We start from the raw sequence: 14,685 nt of genomic DNA, 5'->3' as shown, positions 1-14,685 counted from the left end.
GCATGTTCTCGCAGCTCGGCTGGCATGACGGCAGGCTGCCACAGGCGCGAGGTCCGAGTCGCGGCCCCGCCAGCTCTTACGGGACAGCCCTTAGCTAGGGCTGCCGGCAATCCATGCGTCGGGCCTGGATGCCCGGGGTCGACCCGATGGCCGCCACCGAACCGCGGCGGCCGGAAAGCGAGTACACAGATGCAACCGACACCGCCGGCGCCGACAACCTGCGCTTCCCTGCCTACGACCGGACCGCAAATCGGTCGCACGAGCTGAGAGCGCTCCAGCATTCCCGAAGTTGCGTCACCGCCGAACGGAATACTCGAACGGGGAAGAAGCCCCTGGCCACAGCCTCGGTCACTCAGCGGGCCTCAGGAGGACTCGCGGGATGTCGCACAAACCGGCGGTGCCGCCGGTACGGCCGAAGGGTCTGAACCAGTACGGGGCATCAGGCCGCGGCGAGCTCCTGCTCGCGGTCCGGCGTCGTGACCTTGGGCTTCTTGTTCGGCAGCGAGAGGCGGAAGACCTTGCGCCACGCGGAGAACACCTGCTTGGGCAGGGGCCCGGTGACGTACTCCAGCTCGTACTTCTCGAACAGCGCGCGCACCTTCACCGCGACCTCGGCGTACCGATTGCTCGGCAGGTCAGGGAACAGGTGGTGCTCGATCTGGTGCGACAGGTTGCCGGTCATGAAGTGCGTGGCCTTGCCGCCGCTGATGTTCGCCGAGCCCATCATCTGGCGCAGGTACCACTGACCGCGCGTTTCGCCCTTGATCGACCGGCGCTCGAAGACCTGCACGCCCTCGGGAAAGTGCCCGCACATGATCACCGAGTGGGACCAGATGTTGCGGACCAGGTTCGCGGTGAACGTGGCGGCGAGCGTGGTGAGGAACGACGGTCCCGAAAGGAGCGGGTGGATCACGTAGTCTTTGAGCACCTGCTTGCGGATCTTGCGGCCCACGGCCCTGGCCCGCGCGCGGAACTCCGGGTTCTTGCGGCGGCGCTTGTGCAGGTTCTTGCCGAGTTCCAGGTCGTAGGCGGCGATGCCGTACTCGAAGAAGCAGGCGTTGATGAAGTTCCACAGTGGCTGGCCGAGGTGGAACGGGTGCCACTTCTGGTCCTCGTCGACGCGCATGATGCCGTAGCCGAGGTCGTTGTCCTTGCCGATCACGTTGGTGTACGTGTGGTGCAGCTCGTTGTGCGAGTGCTTCCACTGATCGGCCGGCGAGACGTGATCCCATTCCCAGGTGGTGGAGTGGATCTTCGGGTCCCGCATCCAGTCCCACTGGCCGTGCAGCACGTTGTGGCCGATCTCCATGTTCTCCATGATCTTCGCCACGGACAGGCCGGCGGTGCCGATCAGCCACGCGGGCGGGAAGAACGAGAACAGCAGGATGCCCCTGCTGACCAGCTCGAGTTTGCGCTGCGCCGAGATGACCTTGCGGATGTAGGCGGCGTCCTTCTCACCACGGCCGGCGATGACCTCGTCGCGGATCGCGTCCAGCTCGCGGCCGAGCTCCTCGATCTGCTCCGCGGTCAGGTGGGCGGTGGGGTCGATGGCGGTCAAGGTGCTCCTACCGTTCGATGTCGCAGGGGCCCGCCGCGGCGGACACGCAGGTCTGGATGAGCACGCCCGGCCCGGCCTCGGTGATCTCGCCGGTGCGCAGGTCGCGGACGGCGCCCGCCGTGAGCGGCGTGACGCAGCCGAAGCAGATGCCCATGCGGCACCCGGACGGCATGAGCACGCCGGCCTCCTCGCCGACCTCCAGCAACGGCGTGGCGCCGTCCGCGTCCACGGTCTTGCCGGTGGTGCCGAACGTGACCTCGCCACCGTCGCCGGTGACGACGACGGTGGGCCGGAAGCGTTCGGTGTGCAGGCGCTCCGGTACGCCGTGCTCGGTCCAGTGCTCCTCGGCGGCGTCGAGCAGGCCCGCGGGCCCGCACGCCCAGGTCTCGCGCTCGGCCCAGTCGGGGACGAGTTCGCCCAGACGGGCGATGTCGAGCATGCCGTCCGTGTCGGTGTGCAGCTCGATGAGACTCAGCTTCTTGTCCGCGACCAGGTCGTGCAGGTCGTTGCGGAAGATCACGTCCTGCGGCTGCGGCGCGGAGTGGACCATGACGACGTCGTCGAACTCGGTGTCGCGCAGCATGCCCATCACCGGCGTGATGCCGCTGCCGGCCGTCAGGTAGAGCACCTTGGCGGGCTTGGCCTCCGGCAGCACGAAATCGCCGGTCGCCTGGTCGAGGTGGATCAGCGTGTCCGGTTCCGCCCTGCGGACCAGGTGGTTGCTGACCTTGCCGTCCGGGATCGCCTTCACGGTGATCGTGATCCGGCCGTCCCGGCGGTTCGTCGGCGAGGTGAGCGAGTAGGCACGCCACAGGCGCACCCCGTCGACGTCGACCCCGATCCGTACGTACTGACCGGCTGTATGGCCGCGCCAGCCCCGTCCCGGCCTGATCACGATGGTCGCGGCGTCATCCGTCTCGGGTTGCACGGCCTCGATGCGCCCCCGCAGGTCGGCGCCCGCACGGAGCGGGCTGACCAGGTCGAGGTAGTCCGACGGCAGCAGCGGCGTCGTGACCGTCTCCAGCAGTTTCCACGCCCTACTGCGGAGGGCTGCACTCGTCATGACCCCAGCTTGATGTGCTTCGGGGGGTAAAGTCCTGTCCGCAGGACGTGAATCTGATCGGTTGAATTGTTCGCAGGGAACAAAAACGTGAGCCATGCAGTCCGGAGGGCCAGCGAACTGGTCCTGGATGAGACGACGGTCGCCGCGCTTCGGGCCGCGCTGAGGACCACCGCCGACGAGGTCGTCCAGGCGATCATCGACGAGGTCCCGCCCTACGCCAACGCCCTTTCGGGCCGCATGGGCGCCACCATCCGCCGAGCCGTCCGCACCGCCCTGGGTCATTACCTCGACCTCGCGAGCGGGAAGGCCACGGGCGTCGACGCCGGCGACGCGGCCTACGAGCTGGGCCGCGGCGAGGTCCGCGACGGCCGTTCGATGGACGCCCTGCTCAGCGCCTACCGGGTCGGCGCCCGCGTGGCCTGGCGAGGCCTGGCCGCAGGTGCCGTACCCGCAGGTCTGCCCGCCGCCCAGGTCGCCAAGTTCGCCGAGCTGACCTTCGCCTACATCGACGAGCTCTCCGCCGCGAGCGCCGCGGGCCACGCCGACGAACTGGCCGCCCGGGGCCGGGCCCACGAGCGCCACCTGGAACAACTGGCCCGCGACCTCCTCTCCGGCGCGAGCCCGGACGTCCTCCTTGCCGCTGCCGGGCGGGCCGGGTGGCAGCCGCCGGTTTCGCTGACCGCAGTCCTGCTGCCCGCCGCCCAGGCCCGGCCGGCCTACCGTTCGCTCGACCCGGGCACCCTTGTCCTCGACGATCTGCCGGACGCCTCCGCTGTGCTGCTCGTCCCCGATGCCGACCGAGCACATCTCCTGAGGCAGCTCCCCGACCGCACCGCCGTGGTCGGCCCGGCCCGGCCGTGGACGCGTGCGTCCGCCTCGTACGCACGAGCCGTACGCGCGCGCTCCCTCTCCTCCGACATCCGCGACACCGAGGACCACCTGCCCGAGCTGGTACTGAGCGCCGACGCGGACGCGTTCGCCGACCTGCGTGCCCGAGCCCTCGCACCGTTGCGGACCTTGCCGGCCGCGACCGCGCGGCGGCTCGAGGAGACGTTGCGGGCGTGGCTGCTGCACCAGGGCAGGCGGGACGAGGTGGCGGCGGCGTTGTTCGTCCATCCCCAGACCGTCCGGTACCGGATGTCGCAGCTGCGGGAGCTGTTTCCAGATCTCGGGTCGCCGCACCGGGTTCTCGAACTGACGCTGGCGGTCGGTCTCCGGGTGGGCTGACGTGTTCTGCCACCGTCCACGAGCGCGTCCTCGAACGGTCCAGGAATCGTGCCTCGCCCTCGGTGCGATCAGCCGGCTCATGCGGCCCGGAGGAGCACCGTCTGAGGCGGCTGAGACTGAGAGTTGCGGAGCACCCGCACGCTTCTACGCGGCCCTGGCCGCCGTCACCGCACGGCGCGCCGCGGTCAACGCCGCTCCCCCGCCAACGAACGGCCCCATTCCAGCCTGGGGCCCGCGCCCGTCCGGCGAGCGGGCCCGATACGCGGAGGCGCGTACCCGCGGGTCAGTGGTCGCCGTCGGTGGCGAAGTCGGGCAGCTCGGTGGACAACAGATGTTCGGCGGCACCGTCGAGGAGCTGGGCCATTTCCGTGGAGCGGGGCAGCATGGTCTTCTCGTAGGCGTGGATGGCATCGTCGACGGTGGCGTGGTGCGCGAGGGCGAGGGCGAGTTCGCAGGCATCCAGCATGGCCAGGTTGACGCCGACGCCGAGTGGGGGCATGAGGTGGGCGGCGTCGCCGAGCAGGGTCACTGTGGGGTTGTGCTCCCAGGTGTGCGGGACGGGCAGGGCGAAGATCGGGCGGTCGACGTAGAGGCCGTCGTTGTCGGCGATCAGCCGGCGCAGGCGAGGTGACCAGTTGCGGTAGCCCTCCAGGAGGAGGGTGCGGATGCCGTCGGTGTCCTGGGGGGTGAGACCGCTGGCGGTGATCCAGTCGGCCGGGGCCCGCTGGATGATGTAGACGCGGATGTGACCGCCGCTGTTGCGCTGGGCGAACAGGCCGCGGTCCCCGTCGGCTGCGGCGGCACCGCCCTGGCCGACCAGTTCGGCAATGTCGGGATGCTGGGCCTCGACGTCGTGGAACCAGGCTTCCAGGAAGCTCACGCCGCTGTGCTGGGGGACGGCCGGGGAAATGCTGCGGCGAACCTTGGACCAGGCCCCGTCGGCGCCGACGACGAGGTCCGCTTCAAGGGTGGAGCCGTCGGTGAAGTGCAACTGCCGGGGTCCTTCGGCGGGGCCGCTGATGGTCTGCAGGGTATGGCCCCAACGCACGGTGCCGGGCTGAAGCGAGTTGAGCAGCAGGTCGCGCAACTGGCCGCGGTCGACTTCCGGCTTGAACCGGTCGCCCTCCTCGGGGACGTGGTGGAAGAGAATCGCGCCGGCCGGGTCCATCTGGCGCATCTCCTGTCCCTCGGGGCGGGCCAGTTGGAAGAACTCATCCAGGAGACCGGCTTCGCGCAGGGCGATCTGGCCGTTGTCGGCATGCAGGTCAAGGGTGCCGCCCTGATCGCGGGAGCGGGGGCCGGCGTCGCGGTCGTACACGGCGGCGGTGATGCCGTGCTGCTGGAGGATGCGGGCGCAGGTCAAGCCGCCGGGACCGGCGCCGACGATGGCGATGCGGGGTACGGGGGTGGTGTTCATGGCGGTGTTCCGTCCGTTCTGTCCGGCAGTGCAGCGACTGTCTGCGACTGATAGGTGGGTGCGGGTTGGTGGGGTCTCTCCGAAACGACAGAGCCGGGCGGTGCCTCGAAGCCCACACGACAAAAACACACCAACCCAATAAGTGCAACAGCTAAACTTTTTTAGCCGGTCAACCGACCGGGTAGAGTGTCCGTATGACCGGCACTACGACCGACACCGCAGCAGGCCCCTCTCCTGCGCCGATGGGGCGCCGTGAGCGCAAGAAGGCCGCCACCCGTCAGGCCATCGCCGACGCCGCGCTGCACCTGTTCCTGGAGCGCGGCTACGACGGGGTCGGCATTCGCGAGATCGCGGACGCCGCCGACGTGTCCACCACCACGCTGTTCAAGCACTTCCCGGTCAAGGAGGCCCTCGTCTTCGACGAGGACGCCGACCAGGAGACCCGCCTGCTCGCCGCCGTCCGCGAGCGGCCCAAGGGCCAGTCCATCCCCGCCGCACTGCGGGAACACGCCCTGACCACCCGGCTGGCGGCCATGGACAGCGACGCCCGTTTCATCGCCTTCAGCAACCTGGTGGCCGGCACCCCCGCGCTGCGCGACTACGCCCAGAACATGTGGCTGCGTCACACCACTTCACTCGCCCAGGTCATCGCCGAGGAGAGCGGCGTCGCCGCGGGCGACCCCGCCTGCACCGCACTGGCCCACTTCGCCCTCGAAGCCCCCCGCGCGGCCTACGCCCACGACAACCCCCGCCAGGCCATCACCCGGGCCTTCGGCCTCCTGGAACACGGCTGGAGCGCACTCGCCCAGATCGAAGCGTGAGCGAGCACCTCGCCGAGAAGCGGCTCGTGATCCGAGCGGCGCTCATCGCTCCGGGCCGTCCGCATGCGTCCTGGCCCGCGATGGCGGCGCCGACCGCCATGCCGAGGAAGACGTCGATGTCGCCGGTGTCGATCACGTGCAGGCCCCTCCATCACGTTCTCGTCCGGCCTTGCCAGGGCACCGAGCTGCCACATCCACGTTACGGAGAGCTCTTCCGGCCTTGGGTGAAGCCGGTGCTCAAGCCCCTCATCAGCGGTCCGTCGATGCCTCCGGACCCGGTGACACCACCCCCCCCGGATCATGAACAACAAGGGGGGAAGTCATGCCGGACCCGAAGGCCGGAGGCCCCATTGCGAAGCCATGAAAACGGTAACGGGGGGGCTACCGGTCGTGTACCGAGGCAAGGGTGGGGCCGGGGTGAAGCGGTGCGGGGTCCAAGCGCGGCCCCAAGAGCCGGGCGGGCTCAGTCGCGGTAGACGGCCGTCGCGAGCCGGACGAACGACCGGAGCAGCGGGTTCGCGTCACCCGTGTTCCACACGGCCACCACACGGCTCGGCTCCATGTCGACAATGGGCACCACGGCCAGCTGCTCGGGAGGCTGGTGCCCGAGCGGGGTCAGCCCGACCGTACCGTTCCACAACACGGCCTGCCGGCACTCCTGGACGGCCCGCACGACCGGTCCCTCGCGGTGCTCGCCGCCGTTCCAGTACGACCGCCAGAGCGGGTCGGTGCCGTCCGGGAACTGGAACCAGCACCGGTCGGCCAGCTCGGCCAGCCTCAGGTGCTCGCGGCGGGCCAGCGGGTCATCGGCGCGCAGCACCGCGCCCACCGGGTCGGCGCGCAGTCCGCGGACCGTCAGGCCGGTCTCCTCGAACGGCGCGCGGGTCAGGGCCACGTCGACCCGTCCGGCGCGCAGACCGCAGGTCGGGTCGGTCAGATCGGCCTCACGGATGTGGACCTGGACTCCCGGGTGCTGCCCCCGGTACGCGGCGGCCAGCCGCGACACCGCCTCGTCGGTGCTGTCGCCGAGAATGCCGATGGTGAGGGTCGCGGGGCCGGCTGCTGCGGCGACGCGGGCGCGCACCCGCTCGGCCTGGCCCAGCAGCTTGCCCTCCTCGTCCAGCAGTGCCGCCCCCGCGGGGGTGAGGGTGACACCTGCGGTGGACCGGTGGAACAGGGCGGTACCGAGGTCGGCCTCCAGCTGCTTGATCGCCCGGCTCAGCGGCGGCTGACTCATGTGCAGCCGGGCGGCGGCCCGACCGAAGTGGAGTTCCTCGGCGACGGCCGTGAAGTAGCGAAGCGTGCGTAGCTCCATTCCGCAACGGTACCCGTACGGAGGTTCCCCCCTTTCTCGCGCTGCCTCCGGCCGTCGGACCCTCGCCGTCAGAGCCAGGTCGCCGTCAGCGCACCGGTCACGGCAGCCGTCGCCAAGAGCGACACGTTGAGAGCGAGCCGGCGGTCTCCGAGCCGCAGATGGACCACGATCGCGCCGATCTGCAGGGCCACGAAGCCGACGGCCGCGGCGAGGGCCAGCCAGGGCGCGACACCGGTCAGCGGAGGGGCGAGCAGCCCGATCGCGCCGAGTAGCTCGATCACCCCGATGGCCCGCACGGCCGGCATCGGGGTGCCGTCCACCCAGGCCATCATCGGCCGGAGCTGGTCACGGCTCCGGACCGCTTTCACCGCGCCGCTGTAGAGGTAGAAGAGGGCGAGGAGGCCGGCGAGGATCCAGTAGGCGCTGTTCACGTGCGCCCGTCCGCGCTGTCCGGCTCCTGCGGGGCGAACTCGAGGGCGGGCGTGGTGGCGTAGCGGCCCATGACCTGGGCGCTCGACTGCGGGTTCAACGGCCGGCCGGTGGCGAACATGTCCTGGAGGTCCCGGAAGTACTGCACGTACAGGTCCGGCGTGAAGGTGCTGAGCATGACGGCCGGTTCGTCGGTCACGTTGGCGAAGGTGTGCGGGGCACCGGGCGGAGCCATCACGAGCGTGCCCGCCCTCGCGTCATGGTCCGCCGTGCCCACCGTGAACCGCACCGAGCCCGAGATGATGTAGAAGCCCTCGTCATGCCGGGCGTGACGGTGCTGCGGTGGCCCGGGCGTGTGCGGCGCGAGGACGGACTCGGCGATGCCAAGGCGGTGACCGGTGTTGCTGCCGCTTTCGAGGACGCGCATGCGGGTGGTGCCCAGGAGGATGTGTTCCCCGTCATTCGGACCGACCACCGATACGGTGGGGTCGCCGTCCGGCTCGCTGTTCCGCGGTTCGTCTGTCATGTACCGATTCCACTGCCGGGTCGGTATCGCTGTCCAAGTCCCGTTCCGCAAGCGTTGATACCCCGCGGGTATCACCGCACCATGAGGCGGCGACCACCGCGGACCGAGCGGGCATGCATGCGGCGCGGAAGGCCGCGGGGCTGCCGAGGCCGCTCAGGCGGGCGACCTGTTCGATCCGCTGCCGGAACTTCTCGGTCCTGCCCGGAGGGCTGTTCGCCCGCTGCTCACAGCCACGCCGCGAGGAGGTTCTGCCACGGGTCGCCGTTCTCCCGTGCCAGGTACAGCGCTCGCGAGCTCACCCAGAGGAGGGTCCTGCCGAGATGGTCGGGGTAGTGCTCGATCATCGCGTTGAAGAACTCGGCGGGGCCCTCGTGCGCCGCGAAGGCTGCCTCGGCGACGTCGAGGTACCGACGGGTCTCGGCGATGAGGCGTCCGGCGTCGTCGTCGAGGTCCTTGTTCTGATGGCCGGCGACGATGTGGCGCGGCTCCAGTGCGGCGAGGGCGTCGATGGCCTTCCGCCACGGGCCGAACTCGCCTCCGGCCTCGCCGAGGTACAGGTGGACGCCGTTGTAGATCGCGTCACCGGCCACCACCAGGTCGAGGTCCGGCACGTGCAGCACGGTGCAGTCGTCGCTGTCCGCGTGCCCCACGTCCACGAGGGTGAGGTCGTGCCCTTCGAGGGTGATGCGGTTGCCGGGCAGTGGGACGGCCGTGACGGGGGACGGCGGGATCTGGCCGGGCCACATCGCGTCCCAGAGGGCCTCCCGGGCGGAGACGTTGGCGTGCATGTGCTCGATGGTGGCGGCAGAGGCCACCACCTGTGCGCCGAAGCGACGGGCGAGCAGGTCCGCGGTGAACCAGTGGTCGCCATGGCCGTGCGTCGCGACGATGTGGGTCAGTCGCTTCCCGCTGGCCTGGACCCGGTCGCCGACCTCTCGCGCCTGCTGGGTGGTCAGGGGCGGATCGACGAGTACCGCGTCGCGCCGGCCGCGGACGAGGGTGACCGCGATCGGCTGGTAGGTACGCCTTTCCCCGTTGGGCAGGGGGCCGGCACTCAGCGGGGTCGGGTCGGCGACGAATACGTCGTAGTCGAGGGAGGTCTCCGCAGGCATGACTTTCCGTCCGATCGTGTCGGCTGTCGGGACTGTCGACCTCATCGTTCGCGGAGGCGGGGCGCCGCGCCATCACCCAAACATGTGAGCTGCGCGCGGTGGGACCAGGCACGGCGTCGTCCGGGGCGATCGCCGTCGCGGGCCGCGCGGGCGTGCTCGGCTGCGCCTCACCCGTTTGCGTGGTGGCGGGAAGCGTGCCGTGGTGATGACCTGGGTGGACGCTCGCGGGTGAGGGCCGGTCACGGCGTCCGCGGGCAGGCGCGGAGGTTGCCCGTGAGCGATCGACTCGAATCAGGACCAGGACCAGGACCAGGACCAGTGTCGCTCGGGCTTGCCCAGGAGGCCTCGCCCGCGACGACTCACGTGGTCGTGCTGCCCGGCGGGGGTTACGCCGTACACGCCGAACACGAGGCGGAGCCGGTCGCCGCTTGGCTCACCGGACTGGGCGTGTCGGCGAGCGTCTTCCGTTACCCGCTGAACGTGCGGTACCCGGAGCCTCTCCTGGCACTGCGGGCGGAGATCCGACGTCGGCGCGAGCTGGGGGCCGAGCGGATCGGAGTGGTGGGTTTCTCGGCCGGCGGCCACCTCGCGGGGCTGGCTGCCCTCGCGCCGGGTGACGATCCCCGGCAGTCGGTCCAGTTCGCCCTCCTCGGCTACGCGATCACCTCGATGGAGACGGAGACCTACCGGCCGGCTCGCGTGATCCTGCTCGGTGAGGACGCCCCGCCGGAACTGCGCCGTTCGACGTCACTCGACACACTGGTCAGCGCGGCGTCACCGCCGTTCTTCCTCTGGCACACCGCCGAAGACGTCTACGTCCCACCGGAACACACCTACCGGCTCGCTTCGGCCCTCGCGTCCTACGGCGTACCCCACGCCGTCCATGTCTTCGCGCACGGTCCGCACAGTCTCGGGCTGGCCCCGGGCGCCGGCGACGCCGCCGACTGGACGAGGTCGGCGGCGTCCTGGCTCGCCGAACAGGTACCTCTGCCGGAGATGCGGGGGCTGCAAGGGACCATGGAACGGCCTTCGGCACCGTCCTGACCTCGACGCAAGGGGCACCTGTCCATGTCGGAGTTCGCGCCGGTTCCGGAGTTCGCCCGAGGCCCCGTCATCCCGACTCCGGCTACCGCCTCACCGAGCTGGGCGGCGGCGCCTCACATGGCCCTCTTCGGCACTCCGAGCGACGTGCGGACCAAGGGCGAATACATCCGGGACTTGCGCATTGCGCACATCCGCCACCCGGGCGCTCGCCGAAGTGGACCTCAAGGAGGCCGCCCGCGCGGCAGGGCTCCCCGACGCGGTGGTCACCCGTGCGGCCGAGGCCATGCCGGATGCCGGCGTCATGGAGACAACGCCTGGGCGGCCATGACTTCTTCCACGCCGACCACCTCAACACCGTCGCGTGGAGCGTCTTCATCGACTGACCGAAGGATGGGAGCAGAACCATGGCACAGACCACGAACTACGTTGACGTCAGCACGGCGACGGCCGAGGGATCCAACGGAGTCATGTACGCCTACCGCCGATTGGGCCCCTCGGGAGGCCGCCCACTGCTCCTCCTGCAGCACTTCCGCGGCAACCTCGACAACTGGGACCCCGAGCTCGTCGACGCGCTGGCGGCCTCGCGCGAGGTCATCGCCTTCGACAACGTGGGCGTGGGGGCGACCACCGGATCCACTCCCGGCACGATCGCGCAGATGGCCGACGACGCGCTCCTGTTCGTCGAGGCCCTCGGGCTGGAGAGCGTCGACCTGTTCGGGTTCTCCATCGGCAGCTTCGTCGCCCAGGAGATGCTGCTCACGAGGCCGTCGCTGATGGCGAAGGCGGTACTCGCCTCGACCGCACCCCAGGGCGCGCCGGGCATGCACGGCTGGGCGCCCGACATCATCGCCGCGATCGGGGAGCCGACGACCGACGCCGAGGGAATGCTCCACGCGTTCTTCACCGACTCGGCCGCGAGCAGGTCCGCCGGCCAACAATTCCTGGGCCGGATCTTCGCACGGACCGAGGGCCGCGACGAGCCGACCAGCTGGCGGACCCGCAACGCCCAGTACGACGCGGTCCTGAAGTGGGGAACGCCGAACCTCGCGCTGCTCCAGCGGCTCACGGCGATCAAGCAGCCGGTCCTCATCCTGAACGGCGACGGCGACCGCATGATCCCCCCGTGGTACTCGCACCTCACCGCCGGCCTGATCCCCGACGCGAGCGTGAAGCTGTACCCGGACTCCGCCCATGGCTTCCTGTTCCAGTACGCGCAGGAGGTCGCGGCCGATGCGCACACGTTCCTGGACGCGTGAGGAGGGCGCATGACCGAGTACCCCAGGTTCCCGTCGACCACCTGCGGGCGGTTCGTCAGCCCCTCCCAGGACGTCCTGGACGAGTCTGTCCGCGCGGCGGGGGTCAGCGCCGACCGGTTGCTTCGACGACCGTCTCGACGAGTCCCGTTTCGAGCCGAAGCACATGGCCGGACACCGAAGCGGCGATGTCACCACCCAGCAGTGGATGGCCGAGCAGTTGCGCGACGTCCCTGCGCACGGTCTCGGTCGGATCGGTCACGGCCTTGGCCTCGAGCGCCCCGTCGTCGAGCCCGGTGCGGCCGGCGAAGGCACGGCGGAAGGCGGGCTCGGACAGCTTGCCGGTCCCGCATTGCGTGTGGTGGACCACGGCGACGTCCATCCGCACGCCCAGGCGTACGGCGAGATAGGCGATGTCCTCCGCGATGCGGTCGTCGACGCGGCCTCCGGCGTTGCGCAGCACTGCGGCCTCCCCGGTTCTGAGTCCGAGGAATCCAGCCGGCTCGACCCTCGGGTCGACACAGGTCAGCACGAGGAGCACCCTCTCGGGCATCTCCGCCCCGTCCGGCATGGCCAGCCTGCTGGGATCGATGGACGCGGCGAACTCGCGATTGCGTGCGAGCAACCCCTGGAACTGCGACACGGCTCCTCCATGTGATGTATATGCAACATGCACCGCAAGGTACTCTACAGAGCGGAGGTGTAGATGCAACAGGAGACCGGGGCGGAGTCGCGTTCGCAGGCAGCACTGATGGCGGAACAGTGCATCGGCAGGCGGATCGCACGATTGCAGCGCCTGGTGGGGCGAAGGGTCGAAGCGGAGTTGCGTCCCTTCGGACTGACGCTGCCGCAGCTTGAGGTGCTGTCCGAAATGGCGTCCGCCGGTGCTCCGGCGCGACCGTCGGAGATCGCCGGATGGCTCGGACTCGAGCGTTCCACCGTCAGCCGCAACCTCGACGTCCTGGTGCAGCGAGGGTTCGTTCAGGTGGCTTCGACGTCATCGACGGGCCGGACCACGCAGGTGACCGTCACCGAAGCCGGGTTCCAGGCGCTGGCCGATGCCGAACCGGCCTGGCGTCGAAGCCAGGCATGGATCAGCGCGGCAATCGGCGCAGACGCCCGCGAGACTCTCGACCGGTGGCTCGCCGCGCTGGACTCCGACCAGTGATGCGGAAAGGCGCCCTCCTTCGGACGGGCCCGTCCGGCAAGGCACGCCGGGTCCCGTTCGCGGCGGCGTCATCGGGCAGGGGGCCGAGGTCAGACGGCCCGGTGGTGGAAGGCGCGACGATACGCCGTGGGCGTGACGCCCACCGTGTCACGGAAACGGGCGCGCATGTTGGCACCGCTGCCGAGACCGCACCGTAGGGCGATGTGCTCCACCTGGAGGTCCGAGGTCTCCGGGAGTTCGCGCGTACGGCTGATCCGGGCGGTCAGGAGCCACTGGTGCGGGCTGACACCGGTCTCCTGGCGCCAGAGGCGGGGGTCAGGGTGCGCGTGGAGACACCGGCGTGGCCGGCGAGCTCGGCGACTGCGGGCCGCTGGCGGAGATCCCCGTCGAGCTGGTCCGCCGTACGTTCGAGGTGAACGTCTTCGCGAACCTGGAACTCACCCAGCGGGTGATCCGCACCTGGGTGGACGCCGGCACCGCGGGCCGCGCCGTCTTCATCAGCTCGATGGGCGGCATGCTGACCGCCTTCGGCCTCGGCCCGTACTGCGCGAGCAAACACGCCCTCGAAGGAATCGCCGCGACCCTGCGCGACGAACTCGCGCCGACCGGGATCACCGTGCAGACCATCAACCCGGGGGCCTACCTGACCGGATTCAACGACCGCATCGCGGACACCACCTTCCGCTGGCTGGACGACACGGTCCACTTCAACCGTACCGATGACGTGAGGACCCGCTTCGCGGAGATCCTGGCCGACCAGTTCGACCCGAAGGACATGATCGACAAGATGGTCGAGATCATCGGCGCCGAACACGGCACCCACCGGAACGTCTGGCCGCCACAGACCGAGGAACTCATCAAGCGCGTCCAGGTCGCAGCCTGGACCCGGACGGTGTGACCCGGCCCCTCCGCGACACCGGGAACGGCCGCCTCACCTGCATGCCGAGGCCGGCAGGACCACCCCACGGCCGGCCACCTCCCACACCGCGACGACCGACCGGCCCGACCTACCCCCGAGGCACCAGACGAAAGGGACGCATCGTGACCACAGAAACTCCCCTGTCCGCCTTCGATCAGCTCGACCTCCCCGACACGAGCCTCACCCGGGACGACATCGGCCTGAGCGAGGAAGGCAACGGCGACCAGCGCTTCGAAGTCGACGGCGCCGACACCGCTGCCGCCTTCCTCCGCGAGCGCGGCGTCGACGAAGGGCGCATCGCCCTCGTCTGGGACGCCATCGCCCTGCATACGTCGGACGGCATCGCCTCACGGAAGGCCACCGAGGTCGCCCTCGCCCAGACGGGCATCGGCACCGACATCCTCGGAGCCCGCCGCGAGACCCTGCCGCCCGGCCTCGCCGACCACGTTCACGCCCTGCTGCCCCGCATGGACCTCGGCTACGCGCTCAGCGACGCCATCCTCACCCAGGCCCTGGCCATCACCTGACCACCCCTCACGGCCCGCCACGGGCCCGGCTCGGCCCTCTCCCCACCGCACATGGCGGCCCCGAACAGGGCGGCTGGGCTCGGGGCGCGTGGGCGTCGTCCACGACCATCAGGGCCGGCCCGTACCGTACGAGTTCCGCCGGGTGGAGCGCGTGGAGAGACCGGACGGGCACGGTGCCACGCTGCAGCATCCGGCACGCCGCTCGTCAACTCGACGTCCGAGTCGGGCATTTGCGTAAGTCCGAGCAAGGCCGGTCAGGGTGGCGCGCATGCCCGCCGACGCTGCCCGCTCGCTCTCCGTCAGTCC

General features: G+C 70.3%; 16 protein-coding genes. 7 read left to right on the top strand and 9 right to left on the bottom strand.

The window, feature by feature from the left end:
* Positions 1 to 439 precede the first annotated feature (439 nt).
* Complete coding sequence (locus AC067U_RS19185) at positions 440 to 1,558, bottom strand: fatty acid desaturase family protein (RefSeq protein WP_478830914.1); 1,119 nt, start codon at positions 1,556 to 1,558, stop codon at positions 440 to 442.
* 7 nt (positions 1,559 to 1,565) lie between these two features.
* Positions 1,566 to 2,621: a ferredoxin reductase gene (locus AC067U_RS19180; RefSeq protein ID WP_478830913.1), complete on the bottom strand. Its 1,056-nt coding sequence runs from the start codon at positions 2,619 to 2,621 to the stop codon at positions 1,566 to 1,568.
* 87 nt (positions 2,622 to 2,708) lie between these two features.
* On the opposite strand from AC067U_RS19180, the gene AC067U_RS19175 reads away from it, so the two are divergent.
* Positions 2,709 to 3,848: a PucR family transcriptional regulator gene (locus AC067U_RS19175; RefSeq protein ID WP_478830912.1), complete on the top strand. Its 1,140-nt coding sequence runs from the start codon at positions 2,709 to 2,711 to the stop codon at positions 3,846 to 3,848.
* Positions 3,849 to 4,131: 283 nt separating this feature from the next.
* On the opposite strand, the gene AC067U_RS19170 is transcribed toward AC067U_RS19175, so the two are convergent.
* On the bottom strand, positions 4,132 to 5,265 hold the full coding sequence (locus AC067U_RS19170; protein ID WP_478830911.1) for an FAD-dependent oxidoreductase: 1,134 nt from the start codon (positions 5,263 to 5,265) through the stop codon (positions 4,132 to 4,134).
* A 194-nt stretch (positions 5,266 to 5,459) separates the two neighbouring features.
* Here AC067U_RS19170 and AC067U_RS19165 point away from each other — a divergent pair, with 194 nt between their 5' ends.
* Entirely contained in the window at positions 5,460 to 6,086 is a 627-nt protein-coding gene (locus AC067U_RS19165) for a TetR/AcrR family transcriptional regulator (RefSeq protein ID WP_478830910.1), read from the top strand.
* Between the two features lie 463 nt (positions 6,087 to 6,549).
* Here AC067U_RS19165 and AC067U_RS19160 read toward each other — a convergent pair whose 3' ends face one another.
* The 4 genes from AC067U_RS19160 to AC067U_RS19145 all read right to left on the bottom strand — a co-directional run bounded on the left by AC067U_RS19160 (position 6,550) and on the right by AC067U_RS19145 (position 9,468).
* Positions 6,550 to 7,401, bottom strand: a complete 852-nt coding sequence (locus tag AC067U_RS19160) for a LysR family transcriptional regulator (protein WP_478830909.1) — start codon at positions 7,399 to 7,401, stop codon at positions 6,550 to 6,552.
* A 68-nt stretch (positions 7,402 to 7,469) separates the two neighbouring features.
* Positions 7,470 to 7,832, bottom strand: a complete 363-nt coding sequence (locus AC067U_RS19155; protein WP_478830908.1) for a DoxX family protein — start codon at positions 7,830 to 7,832, stop codon at positions 7,470 to 7,472.
* Complete coding sequence (locus AC067U_RS19150) at positions 7,829 to 8,356, bottom strand: cupin domain-containing protein (RefSeq protein WP_478830907.1); 528 nt, start codon at positions 8,354 to 8,356, stop codon at positions 7,829 to 7,831. Before AC067U_RS19150 ends, AC067U_RS19155 begins: the two co-directional genes overlap by 4 nt.
* 224 nt (positions 8,357 to 8,580) lie before the next feature.
* Entirely contained in the window at positions 8,581 to 9,468 is an 888-nt protein-coding gene (locus AC067U_RS19145; RefSeq protein ID WP_478830906.1) for an MBL fold metallo-hydrolase, read from the bottom strand.
* A gap of 318 nt (positions 9,469 to 9,786) precedes the next feature.
* Between AC067U_RS19145 and AC067U_RS19140 the strand changes: the two genes are divergently transcribed.
* Together AC067U_RS19140 and AC067U_RS19135 are read left to right on the top strand one after the other, a co-directional pair.
* Positions 9,787 to 10,512 (top strand): alpha/beta hydrolase, encoded by a 726-nt coding sequence (locus AC067U_RS19140; protein ID WP_478830905.1) that lies wholly within the window; start codon positions 9,787 to 9,789, stop codon positions 10,510 to 10,512.
* 404 nt (positions 10,513 to 10,916) lie between these two features.
* The gene (locus AC067U_RS19135) at positions 10,917 to 11,768 is read left to right on the top strand and encodes an alpha/beta fold hydrolase (protein WP_478830904.1); all 852 of its coding nucleotides are present in this window, start codon (positions 10,917 to 10,919) and stop codon (positions 11,766 to 11,768) included.
* Between the two features lie 103 nt (positions 11,769 to 11,871).
* On the opposite strand, the gene AC067U_RS19130 is transcribed toward AC067U_RS19135, so the two are convergent.
* Positions 11,872 to 12,408 carry a carbonic anhydrase gene (locus AC067U_RS19130; RefSeq protein WP_478830903.1) on the bottom strand — a complete coding sequence of 179 codons (537 nt, stop codon included), beginning with the start codon at positions 12,406 to 12,408 and terminating at the stop codon, positions 11,872 to 11,874.
* Between the two features lie 63 nt (positions 12,409 to 12,471).
* On the opposite strand from AC067U_RS19130, the gene AC067U_RS19125 reads away from it, so the two are divergent.
* The gene (locus AC067U_RS19125) at positions 12,472 to 12,933 is read left to right on the top strand and encodes a MarR family winged helix-turn-helix transcriptional regulator (RefSeq protein ID WP_478830902.1); all 462 of its coding nucleotides are present in this window, start codon (positions 12,472 to 12,474) and stop codon (positions 12,931 to 12,933) included.
* Between the two features lie 89 nt (positions 12,934 to 13,022).
* Here the strand turns inward: AC067U_RS19125 and AC067U_RS19120 are convergent, their stop codons facing one another.
* Positions 13,023 to 13,187, bottom strand: coding sequence for a helix-turn-helix domain-containing protein (locus AC067U_RS19120; RefSeq protein ID WP_478830921.1), 165 nt, complete (start codon positions 13,185 to 13,187; stop codon positions 13,023 to 13,025).
* An 86-nt stretch (positions 13,188 to 13,273) separates the two neighbouring features.
* Between AC067U_RS19120 and AC067U_RS19115 the strand changes: the two genes are divergently transcribed.
* Both AC067U_RS19115 and AC067U_RS19110 read left to right on the top strand, forming a co-directional pair.
* Complete coding sequence (locus tag AC067U_RS19115; protein WP_478830901.1) at positions 13,274 to 13,831, top strand: SDR family NAD(P)-dependent oxidoreductase; 558 nt, start codon at positions 13,274 to 13,276, stop codon at positions 13,829 to 13,831.
* Between the two features lie 143 nt (positions 13,832 to 13,974).
* Positions 13,975 to 14,379, top strand: a complete 405-nt coding sequence (locus AC067U_RS19110; RefSeq protein WP_478830900.1) for a hypothetical protein — start codon at positions 13,975 to 13,977, stop codon at positions 14,377 to 14,379.
* The last annotated feature ends 306 nt before the right edge of the window (positions 14,380 to 14,685 follow it).

The organism is Streptomyces sp. NPDC043853 (genome assembly GCF_056436025.1).
This window is presented reverse-complemented; position numbering and strand designations above follow the sequence as displayed.